Genomic DNA, 22,243 nt, shown 5'->3' on the forward strand with positions numbered 1-22,243 from the left:
ACAAACCAGCGTACGGCTGAATTGTAATAGAAATTACTGTCGGGCAATTATGATTTTCTTATTATTTTAGTATAACATACCGCCGGAAGTATTCCAAGTGATGATTCAAAACTTTCATTTTTTTACTCGTTACAGTACACGGGCACTCCATGCCCGCGCACTGTAACAGGATTTTGTCGATGCTTCGCATTCCGAATCGGCAAAATCCACTACCATCACTGTATTGTACGGAATTTTCAGTTCAGAAAATTCCTACCCATGAAAAGTAACCTTTACTCGTCTGAACCGGCATCTCCGTTCTCAAGATACCGCTTGACATACTGCCCCGTATAGGACTCCGAAACCTTCACGATCTCCTCCGGCGTTCCTTTCGCGATCACGGTACCGCCGCGGTCTCCGCCTTCCGGTCCCATATCGATAATATAATCCGCGGTCTTGATCACATCCAGATTGTGCTCGATCACAACCACCGTATTTCCACCTTCGGAAAGCTTTCTTAAGATCTCCACCAGCTTATGGACATCCGCGAAGTGGAGTCCTGTCGTCGGCTCATCGAGGATATAGATTGTTTTTCCGGTTCCGCGTCTGGAAAGCTCTGTGGCGAGTTTGATCCGCTGCGCCTCTCCGCCGGAAAGCTCCGTCGAGGGCTGTCCGAGCCGGATATAAGAAAGTCCCACATCGTTCAATGTCGCGATCTTTCTCGCGATAGACGGCACATTCTCAAAGAACTTTAACGCCTCCTCCACGGTCATATTCAACACATCGTAAATGCTCTTTCCCTTATACTTCACTTCCAGGGTCTCACGGTTGTACCGCTTTCCACCGCAGACCTCGCAGGGCACATAGACGTCCGGCAGGAAATGCATTTCGATCTTGATGATTCCGTCACCGCTGCAGGCCTCGCATCGGCCGCCCTTCACGTTGAAGCTGAACCGTCCCTTTGAGTATCCCTTCGCCTTCGCATCGGTGGTCGCTGCAAAAAGATCACGGATCAGGTCAAACACACCAGTGTAGGTCGCCGGATTCGATCTCGGCGTTCTTCCGATCGGGGACTGGTCGATGGCGATGATCTTATCCAGCTGTTCCACACCATCGATTCCGTCGTGATCTCCCGGGATCGTCCGGGCACGGTTCAGCTTTTTCGCCAGCGCCTTATAGAGGATCTCGTTGATCAGGGAGCTCTTTCCCGATCCCGACACACCGGTCACGCAGGTCATAATTCCAAGTGGCACATCCACATCGATATTTTTCAGGTTATTCTCCCTCGCGCCGCGGATTTTGATCCAGCCCGTTGGGCTTCTTCTCTCCTTCGGCACCGGAATTTTGATCCGGCCGCTCAAATACGCACCGGTGATCGATTCCTTACACTTCATGATCTGGGCTGCCGTTCCCACAGCGACCACATTTCCGCCGTGTTCCCCGGCTCCCGGACCGATATCCACGATACAGTCCGCCGCCCGCATCGTATCTTCATCGTGCTCCACGACGATCACACTGTTTCCGAGATCCCGGAGATGTTCCAACGTTTTCAGCAGCTTATCGTTATCTCTCTGGTGCAGTCCGATACTCGGCTCATCGAGGATATAGGCAACCCCCACAAGTCCGGAACCGATCTGGGTCGCCAGACGGATTCTCTGTGCCTCGCCGCCGGAAAGGGTACCGGTCGCCCGGGATAAGGACAGATAATCCAGTCCCACGTCGATCAGGAAGCTGATCCTCGCCCGGATTTCCTTCAAAATCTGTTCACCGATCATCTTCTGCATCTCGGATAGCTTCAGATCATCGATAAACTCCCTGAATTTTACGATAGACATATTCGTAGCCTCGTAAATATTCAGCCCACCTACCGTCACCGCCAGAGAAGACTGCTTTAAACGCTGTCCATGACAGGTGGTACACGGTGTGATCCGCATAAAGCTCTCGTACTCTGCCTTGCTGGCCTGGGAGAATGTCTCCCGGTAACGGCGGTTTACGTTCTCGATCAGACCCTCAAAGGCCACGTCATAAACACCGGTTCCCCTCTGTCCTGTATAGTGGACCTTTACTTCCTTTCCGCCGGTTCCGTAGATCAGGATATCATGGATCTCCTTCGGATAATCTTTGAACGGAGTATCAAGATCAAAGTGATACTCTGCCGCCAGGGCATCTAAGATCGCCCTTGAAAAGCTTCCCGGCTTCGCGCAGGACTGCCAGCCGAGAACGACGATTGCTCCCTCATTGATACTCAAGGACTTATCCGGGATCATCAGATCTTCATCAAATTCCATCTTATATCCCAGACCGAAACAGTCCGGGCAGGCGCCGAACGGGTTGTTGAAGGAGAAGCTTCGCGGCTCCACCTCCTCGATGCTGATCCCGCAGTCCGGGCAGGAAAAGCTCTGGCTGAAGTTGATCGGCTCGCCGTCAGCTACATCCACGATCATCAGACCATCGGACAGCTTCATCACTGTCTCTATGGAGTCCGTCAGACGTTTCTCGATCCCCGGCTTCACAACGAGACGGTCCACAACGATCTCAATATTGTGCTTGATGTTCTTCTCCAGCGTGATCTCTTCTGACAGCTCATGTAGATTTCCGTCGATCATCACACGGACGTAACCACTGCGTTTCGCCTGTTCCAGAACCTTCTCATGACGTCCTTTTCTTCCACGGACCATTGGCGCTAAAAGCTGGATTTTCGTCCGCTCCGGCAGTGTCATGATCTGGTCCACCATCTGGTCCACTGTCTGCTTGCGGATCTCCCTGCCGCACTTCGGGCAGTGGGGGATACCGATCCTAGCGTACAGAAGACGCATATAGTCGTATATCTCCGTCACGGTTCCTACGGTGGAACGCGGGTTGCGGTTCGTGGATTTCTGGTCGATGGAGATTGCCGGGGAAAGTCCCTCGATGCTCTCCACATCCGGTTTTTCCATCTGGCCTAAGAACTGGCGCGCGTAGGAAGATAAGGACTCCATATAGCGTCTCTGTCCCTCCGCATAGATCGTATCAAATGCCAGAGAAGATTTTCCCGATCCCGAAAGTCCGGTCAGGACCACCAGCTCATTTCTCGGGATATCCAGGGAAATATTTTTTAAGTTGTGCTCGTTGGCACCTCGTATTTTTATATATTGCTTCGGCATTGTGTCTCTCCTCTTTGCCATGTCTGCTTTTGCTTTATCATTCTCACAGAGCTCCGGGACTATACGTTTTCCAGGTATTCCGGACATTATCCCATGTTACGGTCAGTATACCACAAATTCGCCTCATATGCAAACGTTTGTTCGTTTTATGTTTTACCACTTTTCATCTGCACAGACTGCGCAGACCGTTTCAATCGGCATATCCATCTGTCTTTTCCCCCAAAAACGCGAAAGACCCCGGCAGCTGCCCGCCGGGGTCTCTCTTTATGGGTTTCTATGAAATTCTACATTATCTGTGTGTACTGTTTTTCAGCATTTCCCTGCTACGAGATCTTCTATACGCATATAAATTTAAGACTTCCAGAACTATTGATACAAATTCAGTCGGTAGAAGCAGCATAAACATATGGTACACCGGGATATACGTTATGAAAAGCTGTCGACATATCTTGTATGAGATAAAAGCTATAGGAACTATGAGTAGTATCCATCGTCCGTCTCTACTTCTTAAACTATCGTAAACAGCCAGTGCATATAGAATTTCAAGCACAAATATAATGCATGATACGCTTGAAATATTCGCAACATTACTTGCCAGTACTTCATCGACTAATTCTGGATTTTTTACCAGCTCGTTCCAATATTCATATGTAATGACTCCTGCCGGAGGGATATATTCTTTATGTCCGTTTTTCAGAATAAAACCAATAAAGAATATATTAAACAAAATAACTGTCAAAGATGATAAATAAAAAAATTTGCTTTCTTCATAGCTATTCATTCCCTCCTAATCATATGAGATAATGTAATAGACACACTTTCTTTTCAATTCAATAAAAACATCGCCGTCATCATCCTTTATATAATCAAGCTTTTTGTATCCATTCCTACCAGGAAACTTCTACATTATATCCACCGTTCTGATCCTTCGTGATCTTATATTTCACGCCGTCCGCATCTGTCACGGTTCCGCTGGTCTTTACCTTACCGGATTCGTTGACCACATATGTCTTTCCGTCAACGGTGACTTTCTCGTACTTCATTCCTTCTTCCGCACTCACAAGGCGTCCGTTCTCGTAGAGACTTCCGTCCTTCACACCCGTGAATCCGTCGCCTCTCGTTCCGATACTGCCGGAAGTTGTGAAGTAGAATACTTCGTTGTCATGGTTATCGTCGTTGATCACGATCCGCCCGGTCTTCATCTTTCCGTCACTGTCAAAGTAGAACTTTCTGCCGTCGCTCAGCTCCACAAGACCTGTCTTCATGCGGCCCTTTTTATCAAAGCAGTAGGTCTCGCCCTTGATCTTTGCTATTCCGTATCCGCAGGCCTCCGTTGTTTTATAGGATGTGGAGTATGCGCGGCCATCTTTAAAGTAGTACCAGTTTTCCTCAGCGTCATCCGGGGATGCCATATATCTCCAGCCGTTCATCTGCTGTCCGCCGCTGCGGAAGTAGCGAAGGGCATTGACATCGCTGTTGGAGAGGTCGTCACGTCCTGTAGATGTGTAATCAGACTCATTTACCCAGCCAGTCAGCATCCTTCCGCTGTGGTCAAAGATATAGGTCTCACCGGAGATCTTCAGCTCACCATCATAGATCAGCTTTCCACTGGAATTAAAATAGTACCAGTACTCACCCCAGTCATCCTCTCTGTCCGCCAGTTTTCTCCAGCCCGTCGTCATAGCTCCGGAATCTTCTAAATGATAGATCTTACCATCGATCTCCACCCAGCCGATATCCAAAACGGAATCCGTAAAGTGGTACCACACGTCATTGATCTGTTTCCAGCCGTTTGTGTACGCCTTTCCGTTCGCTCCAAAATATCTCCATCCGCTCTCGTTCCAGCGGCTGTTGTTGATGTACTTCCATGTGTTTGTGATCATGACACCATTCTCGTTTACATAATAAGTATCATCGATCAGGCTGTTTGTCTGCATCACTCCATTGTAATCCATATAATACCATGCATCCTTGGAGCATACCCAGTCATTCCGAACGAGGCGTCCGTTGTTGTCATTGTAGTAATACCATTTTCCATTCTGCTGCGACCAGTCCGCAAAAGAGGTCGTCGCCATTCCTGCGGTTAAAATCATCGCCGCAACTGCTGCACCTGCAAAATATCTCTTCTTCATAGAAACCCTCCTCTTCTAAATATTTCCGTTTCCGGAATATACTTTTTCACTTTCCCACCGGTTTCCTTTTCATCGTTCCCACGGTGGCTATTTGTTTTCGATATCTCCGTTAGATATCTTTCGTTTTTTGTTTGTACTTGTATTATACAGAAAACTTCCTAAAAACTCTTCTCTTTTTCCTTACATTTCATTAAAAATATGACGCAAAAATGCGGCAAAAACAGGATTGCATTCCCATTTCTGCCGCATTTAAAATTTTCTTATGATTTGCCGCCGGACACTGCAGTTTCTCCCTATGTCTTACCGCAGCACTGAACGTATATCCGACATTTTTATTTTACTCTGCATCTCCAAACAGACGGTTAACTGCACTGAAGATACCTCTTAAGGATGCTCTCGTGATGTTGGAGCTGATGCCGACACCGTATGTCACCTTGCCGGTCTTCTGATCCATCAGGTGGATATAGGAAGCCGCCTGTGCCCCGGAACCGGATGTCAGCGCATGCTCGCTGTAATCGAGAACCTTGATTGAGATACCAAGCTCCTCCTCCAGTCCGCGTTTCACAGCATCGATTGGGCCGTTTCCGACACCTTCAAACTGTTTTGTCTCGCCGTGGTTAGAGTAGGTAACAACAGCAACGGTTGTGAACTGGTCTCCGGACTCGAAATCTGTGGTCTTGCACTTGCGGAAGTGGTACGGTTCCTTGCGGTCGAGATACTCGATGCGGAACTCTTCCATGATCTGTTCCGGTGCGACCTCTCCCTGCTTCTCTGCGATCTTCTGGATCACATCCGCGAACTCTTTGTGCATGCCGCGTGGAAGCTTGAATCCAAAGAAGCTGTCCATAACGAAAGCAACACCGCCCTTTCCGGACTGGCTGTTGATACGGACCACCGGCTCGTACTCTCTTCCGATATCGGACGGATCGATCGGCAGATACGGAACCTGCCAGATCTCGCTCTTTCTTTCCATAAGCACATGCATTCCCTTGTTGATAGCATCCTGATGGGAACCGGAGAATGCAGTAAATACCAGCTTTCCAGCGTACGGATGACGCGGATCGATATGCATCTTTGTGCAGCGCTCGTAAACTTCCGCGATCTTCTTGATATCGCCGATTTCAAGCTCTGGGTCGATTCCCTGAGAGAACATATTGTAGGCGATGGTCAGGATATCCACGTTTCCGGTACGCTCACCATTTCCGAACAGGGTTCCCTCAACGCGGTCAGCGCCTGCAAGCATTGCAAGTTCTGCAGCAGCGACACCTGTTCCGCGGTCATTATGCGGATGAACGCTTAAAATGATGCTCTCGCGGTTCTCCAGATGTTTGCTCATCCACTCGATCTGGTCTGCAAATACGTTCGGCGTCGTCATCTCGACAGTGGACGGAAGGTTGATGATCATCTTATTGTCCGGTGTCGGTCCCCATGCTCTCTGGACCGCGTTGCAGATATCAAGCGCATAGTCCATCTCTGTTCCGGTAAAGCTCTCCGGGGAATACTCCAGGATCACTTTTCCGTCATAATCTTTCATGTACTTCTTTACCATATCGACACCGTCGATTGCGATCTGCTTGATCTCCTCACGGTCCATATGGAATACAACATCACGCTGTAAGGTGGATGTAGAGTTGTAAATATGCACAACTGCCTTCGGGATTCCCTGAATGGACTCGAAGGTTCTCTTTAACAGGTGATCACGGCACTGGGTCAGAACCTGAACCGTCACATCGTCCGGGATCAGCCTGCGTTCAACGAGCTGTCTTAAAAAGTCAAATTCGATCTGGGAAGCGGCCGGGAAACCGATCTCGATCTCCTTGAAGCCCATCTGCACCAGCATATTGAACATTTCAATCTTCTCTTCAACGACCATCGGCTCTACAAGGGCCTGGTTGCCGTCGCGCAGATCCACGCTGCACCAGATCGGCGCCTTCTGGATCTCTTTATTCGGCCACTCCCGCTCCGGGTAATTCATGACCGGTACTCTCTGATATCTCTTATAATTCATCATAGTTTCTTTCCTCCGCTTTTCTGATAAAAGTTATTTTCATTCCTGCATTTCATGAATTTCTGTGATCATGCAGTCTTTCCAGGCACTGCAGTTTCCCTCCAGCTTCATAGTTGCAGGCCACGGAGTCGGTAAACCACGCTGTACTTCTCAATTATAAACAATGTTACGCTTTTAGGTCTAACCCCATTTTCATCAGTCCTTTTTTTGTGAAATTCAATCGACGGTCGCGTTTTTGACCGTCCTTTTCCGTTTTTTCATTATATCACTGTAAAAAAGGAATCGCAAGGATCTATGCCATAACATTTAGATATAGGAGATATGAAGTGTTACAGTACACGGGCACTCCATGCCCGCACACTGTAACAGGATTTTGCCGATGCTTCGCATTCCGAATCGGCAAAATCCGCGGTCATAACAGTATCATACGGAATTTTCAGTTCAGAAAATTCCTACCCATGAAAAGTAACTACGAAGTCACTGTACACCTCCCAAGCCTTTCTGAGATTATAACCATATGTAAAATGAGGCAGCAAATTATTTCACTGCCTCATCCTTCATATTTTATATTTCAAGCGATCAGCTTTCTGTCACATGACCTTTTTTCTTCAATACATCGATCACCTGATCCACATACTTTTCGCAGATCTCCGGTGTCTCCGCCTCGACCATAACGCGGATCAGCGGCTCTGTTCCGCTCTGGCGGAGGAGAAGTCTTCCGTCATTTCCGAGTGCCTCATCAACAGCCTTTCCTGCTGCCTGCACATCCGGGTCATTTAATGCCGCCACCTTGTCTGCCACGCGGACATTTTTTAAGAGCTGCGGAAGGATCGTAACCTCGGAAGCAAGCTTTCCGAGCGTCTCCTTCTTCTCCAGCATAACCTCCATGATCTTTAAGGACGTCAGGATTCCGTCACCGGTAGTCGCGTACTTGCTGAAAATGATATGTCCGGACTGCTCACCTCCGAGGCAGTTTCCGGTCTTGGACATGTTCTCGTATACATATTTGTCGCCGACAGCCGTCTTCTCGTAGCCGATGCCCTCACGGTCAAGTGCCTTGTAAAGGCCAAGGTTTGACATAACTGTGGTAACGATCTTATTGTTGCGCAGAAGTCCCTGTTCCTTCATATATTTTCCGCAGATATAGAGGATCAGGTCGCCGTCCACGACGTTTCCGTTCTCATCCACAGCCAGGCAGCGGTCCGCGTCACCATCATAGGCAAAGCCCACATCGAGACCTTTCTCCTTCACGAATTTCTGAAGGTTTTCAATATGAGTGGAACCGCAGTCGCGGTTGATGTTCAGTCCGTCAGGCTTGTCATTGATGACGTATGTGTCAGCGCCGAGGGCATCAAATACGCTCTTCGCAACGGAGGAAGCACTTCCGTTGGAGCAGTCGAGACCGACTTTCTTGCCCTTGAAGGATCTCGTCGCAATGGAGATCAGATAACCGATGTAGCGGTTTCTTCCTGCCGCGAAGTCCTGCGTTCTTCCGATATTCTCTCTCTTCGCGAGCGGGATCTCTTCCATCTCTCCGTCTAAGTACTTCTCGATCTCTGTGATCACGCTCTCCTCGAGCTTCTCGCCGTTGCCGTTCATGACCTTGATTCCATTGTCATAGTACGGATTGTGGCTGGCGGAGATCATGATCCCACAGTCAAAATCTTCCGTGCGGATCACATGGGACACACTCGGAGTTGTTGTTACATGTAAAAGATAAGTGTCAGCGCCGGATGCCGTGAGTCCCGCCGCAAGGGAGTACTCAAACATATAGCTGGAGCGTCTCGTGTCTTTTCCGATCACAACTCTGCAGTGGTCTCCCTTGGCCTGTTTTCCATAATACCAGCCGAGAAATCTTCCGACTTTATACGCGTGTTCCACGGTAAGATCGACGTTTGCCTCGCCGCGGAAGCCGTCGGTACCAAAATATTTTCCCATTCCTCAATTTCCTCCATATACCGCGAACCTTATAGAGAATCGGACATTTCCATAAAACAATATCCTCATTCTCTATAGAGTCCGCGGTTTTCTGTCTCTTCATAGATTATGCGCATCTGCACCAAACTGTCCGGCATTGATACGCTGCTGACAGGACTTCGCAGATCCTGTTTTCTCTGATAAAACAGGCTGCCGGAGAACATGTCTTCACCGACAGCCGTATGTCTTTTTATAAGCAGGACCGGTCCTTCGCCGCCAAATCCTGATCTTTATCCCAGTCCGGTAAGGCTCCACCTCTTTCAGGCAGTGAACCCTTCTACCAGGTGATCTCCTTCAGATATCTCGCAACCGCGTCCTTCCACTCCGGAAGACGCTCGAAGCCGTTCTCTGTAAGCTTTTCCTTGCTCATCCGGCTGTTCATCGGGCGTTTTGCCTTTGCTGCCGGATACTCATCGGAATGCACCGGTGTCACCTTGACATCCATGCCGGCTGCGCGGAAGATCTCGCACGCGAACTCATACCAGGAGCAGAGTCCCTCGTTGGTCGCATGGTATCTGCCGTATTTGTCGGTCTGGATCATATCAACAAGGAGTCTTGCGAGATCGTAGGTGTAGGTCGGGGACCCGATCTGGTCATCAACGACAGATGCAGCTCCACGCTCCTTTCCGATCCGCAGCATGGTCTTGATAAAGTTCTTGCCGTTTACGCCGAATACCCAGGCGATGCGGACGGTAAAGAATTTCTCTACCAGCTCCTCGACTGCAAGCTCTCCCTCATATTTGGACTGTCCATAGACATTCAGTGGATGTCTCTCGTCATCCGGCTCCCACGGGCGGGTTCCCTGTCCGTCGAACACATAGTCCGTGCTGATGTACATCATCTTAATGCCGAGCTTTTTGCAGACTTCCGCGATATTTCTTGTCCCGCCTGCGTTGACCTTCATGCAAACATCCACATTGTCCTCCGCTGCGTCAACTGCTGTATAAGCGGCACAGTGGATGACCGCCTCGACATTTGCCTCCGTGATCACACGGTCGCATGCCTCTTTATCGGTAATATCCATCTCCGCAAGATCGACTCCGATCGGAGTCAGACCGCGTTTTTCCATCTCATTTACAACGTCATGACCAAGCTGGCCTTTTACGCCTGTTACTAAAACTCTCATGTTCGCGTTATTCCTTTCACCTGAAAGTGCCTTACTTTAAATCTTTACCGAGACGGTCGCCGTACATATTATCGAAGTAATTGCTGTACTCACCGCTTAAGATGTGCTTCCACCAGTCCTCGTTGTCCAGATACCACTGGATCGTCTGCTGGATACCGGTATCAAAGTTGTATTTCGGCTTCCAGCCAAGCTCTGTCTCAAGCTTTGTCGGGTCGATGGCGTAACGTCTGTCGTGGCCCGGGCGGTCTGTTACGAATTTAATGAGGCTCTCCGGCTTATTTAATGCCTTTAAGATCGTCTTAACGACCTCCAGGTTTGTTCTCTCATTGTGTCCGCCGACGTTATAAACCTCACCGACACGTCCGTTGTGGATGATCAGGTCGATGGCCTCACAGTGGTCGGAAACATGGAGCCAGTCGCGGACATTCTCGCCTGTTCCGTATACCGGAAGCGCCTCGTCAGCCAGAGCACGGCTGATCATCAGCGGGATCAGCTTCTCCGGGAAGTGGTACGGGCCATAGTTGTTGGAGCAGCGGGAGATCGTCACCGGGAGTCCGTAGGTTCTGTGGTAAGCGAGAACGAAAAGGTCAGCGCTTGCCTTGGAGGAAGAGTACGGGCTGGAGGTGTGGAGCGGTGTCTCCTCTGTGAAGAAGAGATCCGGGCGGTCCAACGGAAGATCTCCGTAGACCTCATCAGTGGAAACCTGATGGTAACGCTTGATTCCGTAGGTACGGCATGCGTCAAGCAGCGTTGTAGTTCCCATAACATTTGTGCGGACAAAGCTTTCCGGATCTACAACGGAACGGTCAACATGGCTCTCCGCTGCGAAGTTTACAACGATATCCGGTTTCTCTTTTTCGAAGAGGTCGAATACGAATTTACGGTCTGCGATGTCGCCCTTTACGAACTTGTAGTTCGGCTTATTCTCGACCGGCTTTAATGTCTCAAGATTTCCGGCGTATGTTAAGAGATCGAGGTTTACGATCTGGTACTCCGGGTATTTGTTTACCATATGGTGGATGAAGTTGCCGCCGATAAATCCGGCGCCGCCTGTTACGATGATTTTCATGTGTTTATTTCTCCTTCATGAACATGATCCTGACTGCAAAATTTCCCTACAGGAATACACTCAGCTCATGTTCCATCCTTTCCTGTATCAGTTCAGAAGCTTCCACTCAAACGCTTTGTGTTTGGGCGTGAGTGCGCTGAAAGCCTGCTGTTTTTTCTCTTTACTTATCTGCGTGTCCCGGCAGTTTGTCGATATATTTTCCGTCGATGACATCCTTTAAATACTGGCCGTACTGGTTCTTCTTATAGATCTCGTATGCGGCCATAACTTCTTCCTTGGAGATCCAGCCATTCGTGTAGGCGATCTCTTCCAGACACGCGATCTTTCTGTGCTGGTGGGTCTCGATGGTCTTAACGAAGTTTGTGGCCTCAACTAAGGACTCGTGGGTACCGGTGTCAAGCCATGTAAAGCCCTGTCCTAAAAGTGTTACATCCAGCTCGCCGTTCTCAAGGTAGATGCGGTTTAAATCTGTGATCTCAAGCTCGCCTCTTGCGGACGGCTTTAAGTTCTTCGCATACTCGACAACGCGGTTATCGTAGAAGTAAAGACCGGTCACGCAGTAATTGGACTTCGGTTTTTCCGGCTTCTCTTCGATGGAGATCGCTTTTCCAGTCTCATCGAACTCAACGATACCGAAACGCTCCGGATCATCGACATAGTAGCCGAATACGGTTGCGCCTTTCTCCTTCTCTGCTGCCGCACGGAGACGTTTCTTTAAGCCCTGTCCGTGGAAGATATTATCTCCTAAGATCATCGCAACAGAGTCACCATTGATGAATTTTTCACCGATGATGAAGGCCTGGGCAAGTCCGTCCGGGCTCGGCTGTACAGCGTAGGATAAGTTCACGCCGAACTGTTTTCCGTCACCTAACAGCGCCTCAAATCTCGGGGTATCGTCCGGTGTGGAGATGATGAGGATATCTCTGATTCCTGCGTTCATCAGCACGGATAACGGATAATAGATCATTGGTTTATCATAAATTGGTAAAAGCTGTTTGGAAGTTACCTTCGTGAGCGGATACAGTCTTGTGCCGCTTCCGCCGGCAAGTATGATTCCTTTCATATGCTCTCCTTTTCTCATCTGTTTTTGGGCACACTACGCCCTATACTGGGGTCATTATAGCATAAATGCCTTTTCTTTTAAAGGTACTTCCTCTTATAATTCTCTTAAAAAACATGAAGATTTTTGTGGATTTTTTATAATTTCCCCATATTTCACATCATACCTATGATGTTCGCTGTCCGTTTCCCTCTGCAGACATCTGTTTTTCCTTCTGACTCTTTTCTTAACTGCCCTTGCACCTTCTTCGACATTCATTTCCCTTTGCAGTTCTATTCTTAAATATTCTTATAGACTATCCCTTTGTTTAAGAAAATTCGCTGAAATCATACCACAGGACCATACTTAAAAACCGGAACTTTTCCCAATTGCAAATCTTATAAAAATATGTTAGAACCTATATTATATTTTTTTCTGGAGGATGTATCTACATATGAATAATCGTCTTTTCAGCCGGAACGACCTGGTGCGCCTGATCATCCCCCTGATCGTGGATCAGTTTCTACAGGTCGCCGTCGGTCTTTCCGACTCCATCATGGTCGCCCGGGTCGGGGAGGCAGCCGTCTCTGGTGTTTCCTTGGTCGACACGGTCATGCTTCTCATCATCAATATCTTCACGGCTCTCGCCACCGGCGGTGCGGTGATTGCCGGACAGTATCTTGGAAGAAAAGATCCGAAAACCGGCTGCGAAGCGACCGCCCAGCTTTTTAACTTCACATTCCTGTTCTCGATCTTTATTATGATTCTCGGCTACCTCGGACAGAACGTGATCCTGTACCATGTATTCGGAAAGATCGAGCCGGAAGTCATGAAGGACAGTCGTACCTACCTGCTGATCGTTCTGTCTTCCATCCCGATGATCGCCATGTACAACGCGGGAGCCGCGATCTTCCGTGCTATGGGAAATTCCAATATCGCCATGAAGACCTCACTACTCATGAACTCCATCAATGTATTCGGAAACGCACTTTTAATCTTCGGATTCCACCGCGGTGTCGAGGGCGTTGCGATCCCGACGGTCGTGTCCCGAGGTGTTGCCTGCGTGGTGATTCTTATTTTGTTAAACAACCAGAAACATGAACTTCACATTTTGCACCCATACCCGTTTAAGATCAAGTGGAATGTGCTGAAAAAGATCCTCTATATCGGAATTCCGAACGGCCTGGAGAACAGTATGTTCCAGCTTGGAAAGATCGCCGTTTTAAGTCTCGTCTCCGGTCTCGGAACCGCATCCCTGGCAGCGAACGCGGTCGGCAATAATATCGCGAACTTTGCGATCCTGCCCGGCATGTCCTTCGGCTTTGCACTTCTCACGGTCTGCGCCCAGTGCGTCGGCGCGGGAGATTTCGAGCAGGTAAAATATTACACAAAGCATATGATGCGCGTGGAGTATCTCTGCCTGATCGCATCAAACCTCATCGTGATCCTGGCGCTGCCGTTTATCCTGTCGGTCTACAATCTCTCCGACGAGGCCGCCCAGTATGCAAACGATATTATCCTGTATCATGCTGCCTGCGTTGTGACGATCTGGCCGCTGTCCTTCACGCTGCCGAATACGCTGCGCGCCGCGGCGGATGTGAAGGTCACCATGGTGCTCTCCATCATCTCCATGTGGGTGTTCCGGTTTGGTTTCAGCTACCTGCTGACCATGGTGTTCCATATGGGAATCTTCGGTGTCTGGGTTGCTATGACCATCGACTGGCTTGTCCGCGGAATCTTCTTCGTCTGCAGGTACAGGAGCGGGCGGTGGCAGAAGATTATTTTCTCATAAAGAGAATGTGCCTTTTGTGAAATAGGGAATTTCTTGGAATTTCCCATTTTTCAAGTCGAACGTCCATGAGACTTGACACGTAATTCTGGTCAGCGCAAGCTTACATATTCTTTACAGAATCACTGCGCATCCTCGCGGAGCGTTTCTCTCAGTCGGAGACCTAACTCCCACTGAGACTAATTTGTTATGACTCACCACCTGAAGAGGTGGGAGTCTTCTCGACTGAGATAAAAAATACCTTCGAAGATCATTTCTGGTCCTCGAAGGTATTTTTTAATTAGTTCTCATTCATTTTTGCAAGCTTCGCCGCCTGGTCTGCTGCGATCAGGCTGTCGATCAGCTCCTGAATATCGCCGTCCATGATGGCATCGATCTTATAGAGTGTCAGCTTGATCCTGTGGTCTGTCACACGTCCCTGCGGGAAGTTGTAGGTACGGATCTTCTCGGAGCGGTCACCGGTACCGATCTGGCTGCGGCGCTCTGCCGCTTCTTCATTCTGGCGTCTCTCAAGCTCCATATCATATAACTTGGAACGCAGTAAACGAAATGCTTTCTCCTTGTTCTGCAGCTGGGACTTCTCAGTCTGGCTGTAGATTACGATTCCTGTCGGGATATGTGTTAAACGTACCGCGGAATCGGTGGTGTTGACACACTGTCCGCCGTTACCAGACGCACGCATAACATCGATACGAATATCCTTATCATCAATCACAACGTCAAACTCTTCTGCCTCCGGCATGATCGCAACGGTTGCGGTAGAGGTATGGATCCGTCCGCCGGACTCTGTCTCCGGGACACGCTGTACACGGTGAACACCGCTCTCATATTTTAACTTGGAGTAAGCGCCATGTCCCGTGATCATGAACTCCACTTCCTTCATTCCACCGATTCCACTCTCACTGACGTTGATCATCTCTGTCTTCCAGTGCTGGCTCTCCGCATAGTGCACGTACATGCGGTATAACTCGGAAGCGAATAACGCCGCCTCGTCTCCTCCTGCACCGGCACGGATCTCAACGATAACGTTCTTCTCATCGTTCGGGTCTTTCGGAAGAAGCAGGATCTTTAACTCCTGTTCCAGCTCCTCGATCCTCTTCTTCGCATCGGCAAGCTCTTCCTTCGCGAGTTCCTTCATCTCCTCGTCGCTCTCCTCGTCGAGAAGCGCCAGGCTGTCCTCGACATCCTGTTTCGCCTGCTTATACTGCTTGTAGGCGTCAACGATCGGCGCCAGGTCTGCCTGCTCCTTCATCAGCTTGCGGAATTTTCTCTGGTCTTCCGCCACCGACGGGTTATTTAATTCCAGCATCAGTTCTTCGTAATGCCGTAACATGTCATCCAAACGGTCAAACATCTATAAAACCTCCTCATACGCCTGCGGTCTGCCAGGCGCCGCACACGACGCGGTCTTTTCCTGCCAGATCCTGAATCACTCTTGTATCCTTAAAACCATGGTTATCCAGCAGTTCCTTCACCGCCATCCCCTGGTCATATCCGATTTCAAAATACACATGTCCTCCCGGCGTCAGATGTTTGGCACATTCTTCTGCCAGAATTCTGTAAAAATAAAGTCCGTCTGCAGTCCCGTCAAGAGCTCCCCGGGGTTCATGGTCCCGCACTTCCGGTTCCAGCTCTTCGATAACTGCGCTGGGGATGTAGGGTGGGTTGGAAACGATCACATCAAACTGTTCTGTCTCCGGAAAATTGCTGAACATGTCACTGTGGCGGAATGTTACACCTGCCTGCGACAGCTTGCTGGCTTCAGAAACCATGCGTTCTTCAGAATTATCCTGTTTATTCTGATTGTTTGTCAAATTCGTGCAATTCTGTATTTGTTCTGTCCTGCTGCTGACTGCATCATTATTTACATCGTTGTTTTCAAGAATCTCTTCTGAATTTCTTTTTGCAACCTTTAACGACTCTTCCGAGATATCCGCGCCTTCCACATGCGCATATCCTCCAAGCTTCTTCAAGCTCACCGCAATACAGCCGGATCCAGTACACATATCAAGGATCGAAATATCCTTATCCTTCTGCTCCTGCAGCACAAGCTCCACCAGCGTCTCTGTATCCTGCCTCGGGATCAGTACATGCTCATTGACAAAGAACGAAAGTCCCATGAACTCCTGTTGTCCTATGATCTGCTGCAGCGGAATGCGGGCTGCGCGTTTTTTCAGTGCGTGCTCATACGCTGACAGTTTCTCTTTCAGCCACAGTTCTGCACAGTCCAGCGCGTTACCGCTCTCTAAAAGATCTCCGTGCTGCTCCTGCACAGCGATCTTCTGTGCCGTGCTTCCGACAATGTTCTCCCTTGCGCAAAGAAAATACTGCGCCCTGGAGATCCCGAAGCTCTGCTCAAACAGATACCAGGCGTCAAGATCCGCCTCCACAATCCCCGCATTCTTTAAGATCTTTTTTCCGTAGTTTAGGACATCTGCCCAGATCTTAAATTCACACACACTATTTCCCGCGCATAGATCATCTCCGGACCGACCTGTTCCAGCCCCGACAGCGTTCTTCATCTCGCTCATGCCGTTATCTCCTGCGCGTTCTTCCCTGTCTGATCTTCTCTCTCAAAATATCCTGCCGGATACTGCTCCGGGAAATTTTCTTCCAGATATTTCTTCCAGTCAAACACAGCCTCGACCGCGACGATCGCTACCTCGATCATCGAGTCATCCGGCTCCTTTGTCGTAAGTCCCTGCATCCACATGCCCGGACGGCTGACGATGTCCATGATCTTCGAATTGCTGGTTCCTGCAAGGCGGAGCACCTCATAGGAGACACCCGCGATCACCGGGATCAGGACGATCCGGCTGACGATCCGAAGCCAGATCGTATCTACACGGACCACCATGAAGAACAGGATGCTGATCACCATAACGATCAGAAGAAAGCTCGTTCCGCAGCGCTTATGCTCTTTGGAGCTTTTTCTTACATTCTCCACGTTGAGCACAAGGCCATGCTCTAAGCAATTGATGCATTTATGTTCCGATCCGTGGTACATGAACGTCCGCTTGATGTCCTCCATCCGTGAGATCACCTTAATGTAGGTGATGAAAATCGCAATTCGGATACAGCCTTCAAGAATCGCCATCACAGTCTCAGAGTGGATAAATTTCCGGAAGATTCCCGCGATCAAAAGCGGGAGTACCATAAAGATCGCAATCGCCATAAAGATGGAGAATACCATCACCGCCGACATAACGACATTATCTACTTTTTCACCAAATGTATCGATCAAAAATTTCTCGAACTTTCCCGGCTCCTCGTCCTCCTCATCGTCCTCAAAGAAGCTTGCCGACCATGTCAGGGAACGCATTCCCAGGATCATGGAGTCCGCGAAACTAAAGATTCCTCTCACAAACGGCAGGGAGAAAAACTTTACTTTTTCTGTCATGCTCACATAGGTATCTTTCTTGACAACGATCTCGCCGTCCGGCTTTCTGACAGCCGTGGCGTAATTGTCCTTGTTCTTCATCATGATACCCTCTAATACTGCCTGTCCCCCGATACCGGAATATTTCAAGATTTTACCTCCATATATGTCTCATAGTGTCATACCAGAATCGCTCCGCACTTCGTGCTCCCGCGATTCTCCACAAACATTCATAATCCGCTCATTTTTCTTACGAAAAATGGCTGCTTGTTCATGTTTGTGCGGGAATCAAAGAGAAAAAATCCCCTGCAAGCAAGCTTGCGTTGATTTTTTCTCCTTGATTCCCTGTATGACAAAAAAGGCTGAGTTTTCAGAGTTATCCAAAAGCTCAACCTTTCACTAATCAAACCTTATTTGTCTGTTTTCATACCATACTTACGGTTGAACATCTCGATACGTCCGCGAGCGGAAGCAGCCTTCTGCTGACCAGTATAGAATGAATGGCATTTGGAACAGATTTCTACGTGAATGTCTTTCTTGGTAGAACCAGTTACAAATTCATTACCGCAGTTGCAAACGACCTTGGCCTGATAGTAATTTGGGTGGATTCCCTGTTTCATGATTTTCACCTCTTTAAAATTTTTGGTACATGACTGACAGTCACGTTACGTTAATAAAAAATAATACAGCTTTACAGCCATATGTCCTGTTCCGCCAGAACAGCTTAATAATTATAGCATATGCATACTGCTAATGCAAGTATATTTTCCGCGGTTTTTCATGATTTTTGCAGGTTATCCACAATGACCGCAGGCAGCCCGTCATTTTTCCACTTCCCGCTGCTACTGTTCCACAGATTCACAGACATAGAGGGAACATACCTCACCGTTAAAGACCTGGGCACCCGCGTAGAGAGGCTCCCTGTCGTACGTATAGGCAACACTCTTAATATACAGAAGCGGAGCTCCTTTCTTTACTTTCATCAGCTTTGCCTCTGCTGCTGTGGCCCGGCATAACTCGATCTGCTTTTCTGACGTGATAACACGCACCTTCGCCTCCTCCTGAAGGCATTCAAACAGAGAGTTATCATCAAACTTCTTCTCCAGGAGGAATGAGTATTTCACTGGAAAATAGTTTCTCTCGATCGTCACCGGTTCACCATCGGCTGTCCGCAGCCGGGAAATATAGATCACGTATGCTCCCGGCTCCAGATTTAACTGTTTCCGAATCTTTTCATCAGCGTGAACCAGCTTGTTCTCCAGCATCTGTCCGCACGGTTTCATATTCATATGATGACACATCTCTGAGAAACTCTGAAGGTTTTTAATATCTTTCGCAAATTTCTGGCGACAGATAAAAGTTCCCTTTCCCTGTTTTTTCTCGACCAGCCCCTGACTTACCAGATCATCCACAGCTCTGCGGATCGTGATCCGGCTCACTTTATACTGTTCTGCCAGTTCCGCCTCCGTTGGAATTCTTCCTGTTGCATTGTATACTCCGTTTTCAATATCGCGTTTTAGACATTCTACGACCTGTACATATAACGGAACAATGCTGTTTGGATTCATATTCGCTTCCATACTTCCCCCCTTCTGCTCTTTCAAATATTACCTTTGGACATACAATATTGGCAAATAGATATATAATGTTATATACCTTATGATACTATTTGTATTGTCCCGTGACAAGTTATTTTTCTTGTTTTTTTCAAGGTTTTCCTATATTTTCACATTTCTTTTGCACTTTCCTGCAGGGCACATGATTACATAAAAACAGGCTGATGTCCACCTCTGATGGACATCAGCCTGCCTCGTATATCGTCAGCGTATCAATTAATAATCAAATTTCCACATGTAACGACGATAGGTCATCGGATGCATTCTCACATCTGCCATCGCGGAGATGAACTGTTTGGAGATCGGGTGGAACAGAAGAGAGTTAAAGTACTCTGCAACTCTCTCATCCAACTCGCCTAAGCCCAGCTCCTCGGCATCAATGATCCAGTGATGTCCGCCGAACTGATTTAAGAAGCGCTCGGCTCTCTCATCCACCGGACGTGTGCGTCCAACGCTCTTAAATAACAGAATTGCCAGATCCTTGTCGCATGTCTCAAATGCGCCATGGAAATATTCACCGGAGTGGATCGGAACACAGTGGACGGTCTGCATCTCCTGGAAGAAGCAGAATGCGTCAGAATAGGAAACTTCCCATGCAGCTCCGCTGGACATTACGTTCCATACGGTGTCATCCTTATATGTCATGGCGAATTTTGCTGCTTCCGCGCGAACATCCTTGTATGCCTTACCGTAGATCGTCTCTAACTTCTCGAAAGCTTCCAGAGCCTGATCATATGCCTCATAATTATCGTACTCTTTTAAGAGCCAGAACGCGATCTTTAATGCTGTACCCTGACTGTTGTAATGAACAAGTGTCGGGTCCTTATACCACTCGTCTGCGTGATAATATGTTACATAATAATCAGCTGTCTGGGCTGTCAGGGAATCCGCGTAGCCGGATAATCCGATGGTGACTGCGCCCTTTGCCTTAGCCACTTTCAGCGCTTCTACGGTCTCTGCCGTCGCCTTTGTGGATGTGCCGATCACAAGAGTGTTTTTATCTACATTCTTCGGGGTCGCATTGACGAACTCGCTGCTGTTGTAACCCTGAACACGGATGGAACTCTCCTGATTTAATAAAAAGCGTGCCGGATAGGAAGATGCGAAAGAGCCCCCGCAGGCTACAAAGATCACCTGCTTTAAGCCGCCGTTTTTATCCAGATCTGCTTTTGCCTTTGTCATCACATCGATGACTTCCTGCATCCCTTTGATCATAGAAATATCCTCTCTTTCTTACAATTGATTTTTATCCACGGAGTGCTTTGGTTGCCTGCTCATCTACATGGTAATTAACTCCATCGGATACAACAACCACACCGTATTCCTTCTTTGCTGCCTCTGCAGATACTTTTTTCTCTTTAACGTCCTTCAATACCTTTTCCGGATCGCGTTTCATCGGATCACCGTAACCGCCGGCACCAGGTGTTGTAACACGGATCACATCGCCCTTCTTTAACGGGAAGCTTGTCGTCTTATGGCCCATCTTTGTGACGGTGCCGTCTGTCGCAACGCGGTAGAATGCGCCTGCTGCGCCCTCTTTGCCGCCTGCAAGTCCCCACGGATGGAATTTATGACGATCACCGAGTCCTGTGTATGCCACATCATCCTGCAGCACTTCAAGCTCACGCTCAATTCCAAGACCGCCGCGGAACTGACCTGCTCCGCCCGTATCTTCCTTCAGTTCATATTTTCTGGCAAGGATCTTCGTGAACTCCATCTCTGTTGCCTCGATCGGCATGTTGGATGTATTCGTCATATTTACCTGGACACCCGACAGACCGTCTAAGCCCTTGGAAGCTCCGCCGCCTCCGGCGATAACCTCATGGAAGATAAATACGCTGTCTGTACCGATCGCACCTTCACCAGCTAAGATCGTCGTGGTGCACGCGCCGTTTCCTGCGGTAACCACGGTATCCGGGAAGATCGGAGCCAGGGCACCGAAGATCGCGTCCGGAATTCTCTGCTGGCAGTCGATCTGCGCGCCGATCGGGCTCGGCTCTGTCGGATTTACAATGCAGCCCTTCGGAGCAATGATCTTGATCGCACGGTTGATTCCCTCATTGGCTGGGATATCGTCGCCCATCAGGGCTTTTACTGCGAAAAATACTGCCGCTTTTGTACACGGATACGGTACGTTGATCGGAGCTTTGATCTGATCTGCAGTTCCTGTAAAATCGATCGTTAAATTGTCGCCCTTGATGGTTACTTTTACCTTGATCGGAAGCGGATCCGGATATTTGTCTCCGCAGCCGTCTACATAGTCCGTGTAGTTATACTCGCCGTCCGGAAGCTCTGCAACGACAGCGCGGACACGACGCTCGGAGTAGCCTACCAGTTCCTTCATGCACGCAATCAGGTCATCCTGGTAGCGGGCATATGCCTCCTGGATTCTCTGCACACCGATCAGGTTTGCAGACATCTGTGCAGTCAGGTCTCCCTCACGTTCCTGTGGAACACGGGTATTGTCAAGGAGGAGATCAAGAACGCTGCTGATTGTCTCGTTATTTTCGCGGATACGGATCACCGGAATACGGATACCTTCCTGGAATAAGCTGTCAGCGTCACCGGATGTGGAACCCGGTACTTTACCGCCGATATCGGAATGATGGGCAATGTTTGCGATCCAGCCCACCAGCTTGTCGCCTACAAAGGCCGGAGCCGCGATTACAATATCCGGCAGGTGGTTGCCGCCTCCGTGATACGGGTCGTTAGCGATAAACATATCGCCCGGGCGGACATTTTCTTTTCCGAATTTTTCATAAATATTTGGAACTACACTCAGCATGGAGCCTAACAATGCAGCTAAACTTTCTACCTGCGCAACGCTGTTTCCATCCGGATCGATCACAGCCGTACAAACGTCACGGCGTTCCTTCATATTGGTGGAGTATGCACTGCGGACAATGATTCCGTAAGTCTCCTCAGCAATGGACATCAGGAGATTGCGGACAACCTCAACAGTTACGGTATCGATCTGCTTTGCCAT

16 protein-coding genes are annotated in these 22,243 nt (G+C 48.8%); 1 reads left to right on the forward strand and 15 read right to left on the reverse strand.

Going from position 1 to position 22,243, the window contains the following annotated elements:
* Positions 1–272: 272 nt before the first annotated feature.
* The 8 genes from uvrA to rfbA form a co-directional block, all read right to left on the reverse strand.
* Entirely contained in the window at positions 273–3,122 is a 2,850-nt protein-coding gene (gene uvrA / locus DXA87_RS12200; RefSeq protein ID WP_117504613.1) for an excinuclease ABC subunit UvrA, read from the reverse strand.
* Positions 3,123–3,411: 289 nt separating this feature from the next.
* Positions 3,412–3,903 carry a hypothetical protein gene (locus DXA87_RS12205; RefSeq protein ID WP_117504601.1) on the reverse strand — a complete coding sequence of 164 codons (492 nt, stop codon included), beginning with the start codon at positions 3,901–3,903 and terminating at the stop codon, positions 3,412–3,414.
* Between the two features lie 106 nt (positions 3,904–4,009).
* A complete protein-coding gene (locus DXA87_RS12210) occupies positions 4,010–5,254 on the reverse strand; it encodes an FOG: Glucan-binding domain (YG repeat) (protein ID WP_015552510.1) in 1,245 nt (414 codons plus the stop codon).
* 337 nt (positions 5,255–5,591) lie between these two features.
* Positions 5,592–7,265 (reverse strand): 2-isopropylmalate synthase, encoded by a 1,674-nt coding sequence (gene leuA, locus DXA87_RS12215; protein WP_117472428.1) that lies wholly within the window; start codon positions 7,263–7,265, stop codon positions 5,592–5,594.
* Positions 7,266–7,841: 576 nt separating this feature from the next.
* Positions 7,842–9,200, reverse strand: a complete 1,359-nt coding sequence (glmM, locus tag DXA87_RS12220; RefSeq protein ID WP_117472430.1) for a phosphoglucosamine mutase — start codon at positions 9,198–9,200, stop codon at positions 7,842–7,844.
* Positions 9,201–9,516: 316 nt separating this feature from the next.
* Positions 9,517–10,365 carry a dTDP-4-dehydrorhamnose reductase gene (gene rfbD / locus DXA87_RS12225; protein ID WP_117472432.1) on the reverse strand — a complete coding sequence of 283 codons (849 nt, stop codon included), beginning with the start codon at positions 10,363–10,365 and terminating at the stop codon, positions 9,517–9,519.
* Positions 10,366–10,396: 31 nt separating this feature from the next.
* Positions 10,397–11,434 (reverse strand): dTDP-glucose 4,6-dehydratase, encoded by a 1,038-nt coding sequence (gene rfbB, locus DXA87_RS12230; protein WP_015552506.1) that lies wholly within the window; start codon positions 11,432–11,434, stop codon positions 10,397–10,399.
* Between the two features lie 160 nt (positions 11,435–11,594).
* Positions 11,595–12,497 carry a glucose-1-phosphate thymidylyltransferase RfbA gene (gene rfbA, locus DXA87_RS12235; protein WP_015552504.1) on the reverse strand — a complete coding sequence of 301 codons (903 nt, stop codon included), beginning with the start codon at positions 12,495–12,497 and terminating at the stop codon, positions 11,595–11,597.
* Between the two features lie 430 nt (positions 12,498–12,927).
* Between rfbA and DXA87_RS12240 the strand changes: the two genes are divergently transcribed.
* Positions 12,928–14,265 carry an MATE family efflux transporter gene (locus DXA87_RS12240; protein WP_117470444.1) on the forward strand — a complete coding sequence of 446 codons (1,338 nt, stop codon included), beginning with the start codon at positions 12,928–12,930 and terminating at the stop codon, positions 14,263–14,265.
* 277 nt (positions 14,266–14,542) lie between these two features.
* Here DXA87_RS12240 and prfA read toward each other — a convergent pair whose 3' ends face one another.
* The 7 genes from prfA to DXA87_RS12275 form a co-directional block, all read right to left on the reverse strand.
* On the reverse strand, positions 14,543–15,616 hold the full coding sequence (gene prfA, locus DXA87_RS12245; RefSeq protein WP_015552502.1) for a peptide chain release factor 1: 1,074 nt from the start codon (positions 15,614–15,616) through the stop codon (positions 14,543–14,545).
* A 13-nt stretch (positions 15,617–15,629) separates the two neighbouring features.
* Entirely contained in the window at positions 15,630–16,793 is a 1,164-nt protein-coding gene (locus tag DXA87_RS12250) for a HemK/PrmC family methyltransferase (RefSeq protein WP_242990616.1), read from the reverse strand.
* Positions 16,790–17,791 carry a DUF1385 domain-containing protein gene (locus tag DXA87_RS12255; RefSeq protein WP_021905622.1) on the reverse strand — a complete coding sequence of 334 codons (1,002 nt, stop codon included), beginning with the start codon at positions 17,789–17,791 and terminating at the stop codon, positions 16,790–16,792. Before DXA87_RS12255 ends, DXA87_RS12250 begins: the two co-directional genes overlap by 4 nt.
* A 260-nt stretch (positions 17,792–18,051) precedes the next feature.
* Entirely contained in the window at positions 18,052–18,261 is a 210-nt protein-coding gene (rpmE, locus tag DXA87_RS12260) for a 50S ribosomal protein L31 (protein WP_015552500.1), read from the reverse strand.
* 222 nt (positions 18,262–18,483) lie between these two features.
* Positions 18,484–19,221, reverse strand: coding sequence for a GntR family transcriptional regulator (locus DXA87_RS18645; protein WP_282433270.1), 738 nt, complete (start codon positions 19,219–19,221; stop codon positions 18,484–18,486).
* 252 nt (positions 19,222–19,473) lie between these two features.
* Positions 19,474–20,472 carry an SIS domain-containing protein gene (locus DXA87_RS12270; protein WP_021905624.1) on the reverse strand — a complete coding sequence of 333 codons (999 nt, stop codon included), beginning with the start codon at positions 20,470–20,472 and terminating at the stop codon, positions 19,474–19,476.
* Between the two features lie 31 nt (positions 20,473–20,503).
* On the reverse strand, positions 20,504–22,243 hold the full coding sequence (locus DXA87_RS12275; protein ID WP_117504603.1) for a hydantoinase B/oxoprolinase family protein: 1,740 nt from the start codon (positions 22,241–22,243) through the stop codon (positions 20,504–20,506).

This window comes from Desulfotomaculum sp. OF05-3, assembly GCF_003435535.1.
Taxonomy (GTDB): Bacteria; Bacillota; Clostridia; order Lachnospirales; family Lachnospiraceae; genus Pilosibacter; species Pilosibacter fragilis.

What these genes read in the sequence shown, in the direction of transcription:
- uvrA (WP_117504613.1), bottom strand. Translation starts at nt 3,122, where the DNA reads ATGCCGAAGCAATATATAAAAATACGAGGTGCCAACGAGCACAACTTA.
- DXA87_RS12205 (WP_117504601.1), bottom strand. Translation starts at nt 3,903, where the DNA reads ATGAATAGCTATGAAGAAAGCAAATTTTTTTATTTATCATCTTTGACA.
- DXA87_RS12210 (WP_015552510.1), bottom strand. Translation starts at nt 5,254, where the DNA reads ATGAAGAAGAGATATTTTGCAGGTGCAGCAGTTGCGGCGATGATTTTA.
- leuA (WP_117472428.1), bottom strand. Translation starts at nt 7,265, where the DNA reads ATGATGAATTATAAGAGATATCAGAGAGTACCGGTCATGAATTACCCG.
- glmM (WP_117472430.1), bottom strand. Translation starts at nt 9,200, where the DNA reads ATGGGAAAATATTTTGGTACCGACGGCTTCCGCGGCGAGGCAAACGTC.
- rfbD (WP_117472432.1), bottom strand. Translation starts at nt 10,365, where the DNA reads ATGAGAGTTTTAGTAACAGGCGTAAAAGGCCAGCTTGGTCATGACGTT.
- rfbB (WP_015552506.1), bottom strand. Translation starts at nt 11,434, where the DNA reads ATGAAAATCATCGTAACAGGCGGCGCCGGATTTATCGGCGGCAACTTC.
- rfbA (WP_015552504.1), bottom strand. Translation starts at nt 12,497, where the DNA reads ATGAAAGGAATCATACTTGCCGGCGGAAGCGGCACAAGACTGTATCCG.
- DXA87_RS12240 (WP_117470444.1), top strand. Translation starts at nt 12,928, where the DNA reads ATGAATAATCGTCTTTTCAGCCGGAACGACCTGGTGCGCCTGATCATC.
- prfA (WP_015552502.1), bottom strand. Translation starts at nt 15,616, where the DNA reads ATGTTTGACCGTTTGGATGACATGTTACGGCATTACGAAGAACTGATG.
- DXA87_RS12250 (WP_242990616.1), bottom strand. Translation starts at nt 16,793, where the DNA reads ATGAGCGAGATGAAGAACGCTGTCGGGGCTGGAACAGGTCGGTCCGGA.
- rpmE (WP_015552500.1), bottom strand. Translation starts at nt 18,261, where the DNA reads ATGAAACAGGGAATCCACCCAAATTACTATCAGGCCAAGGTCGTTTGC.
- DXA87_RS18645 (WP_282433270.1), bottom strand. Translation starts at nt 19,221, where the DNA reads ATGGAAGCGAATATGAATCCAAACAGCATTGTTCCGTTATATGTACAG.
- DXA87_RS12270 (WP_021905624.1), bottom strand. Translation starts at nt 20,472, where the DNA reads ATGATCAAAGGGATGCAGGAAGTCATCGATGTGATGACAAAGGCAAAA.
- DXA87_RS12275 (WP_117504603.1), bottom strand. Translation starts at nt 22,243, where the DNA reads ATGGCAAAGCAGATCGATACCGTAACTGTTGAGGTTGTCCGCAATCTC.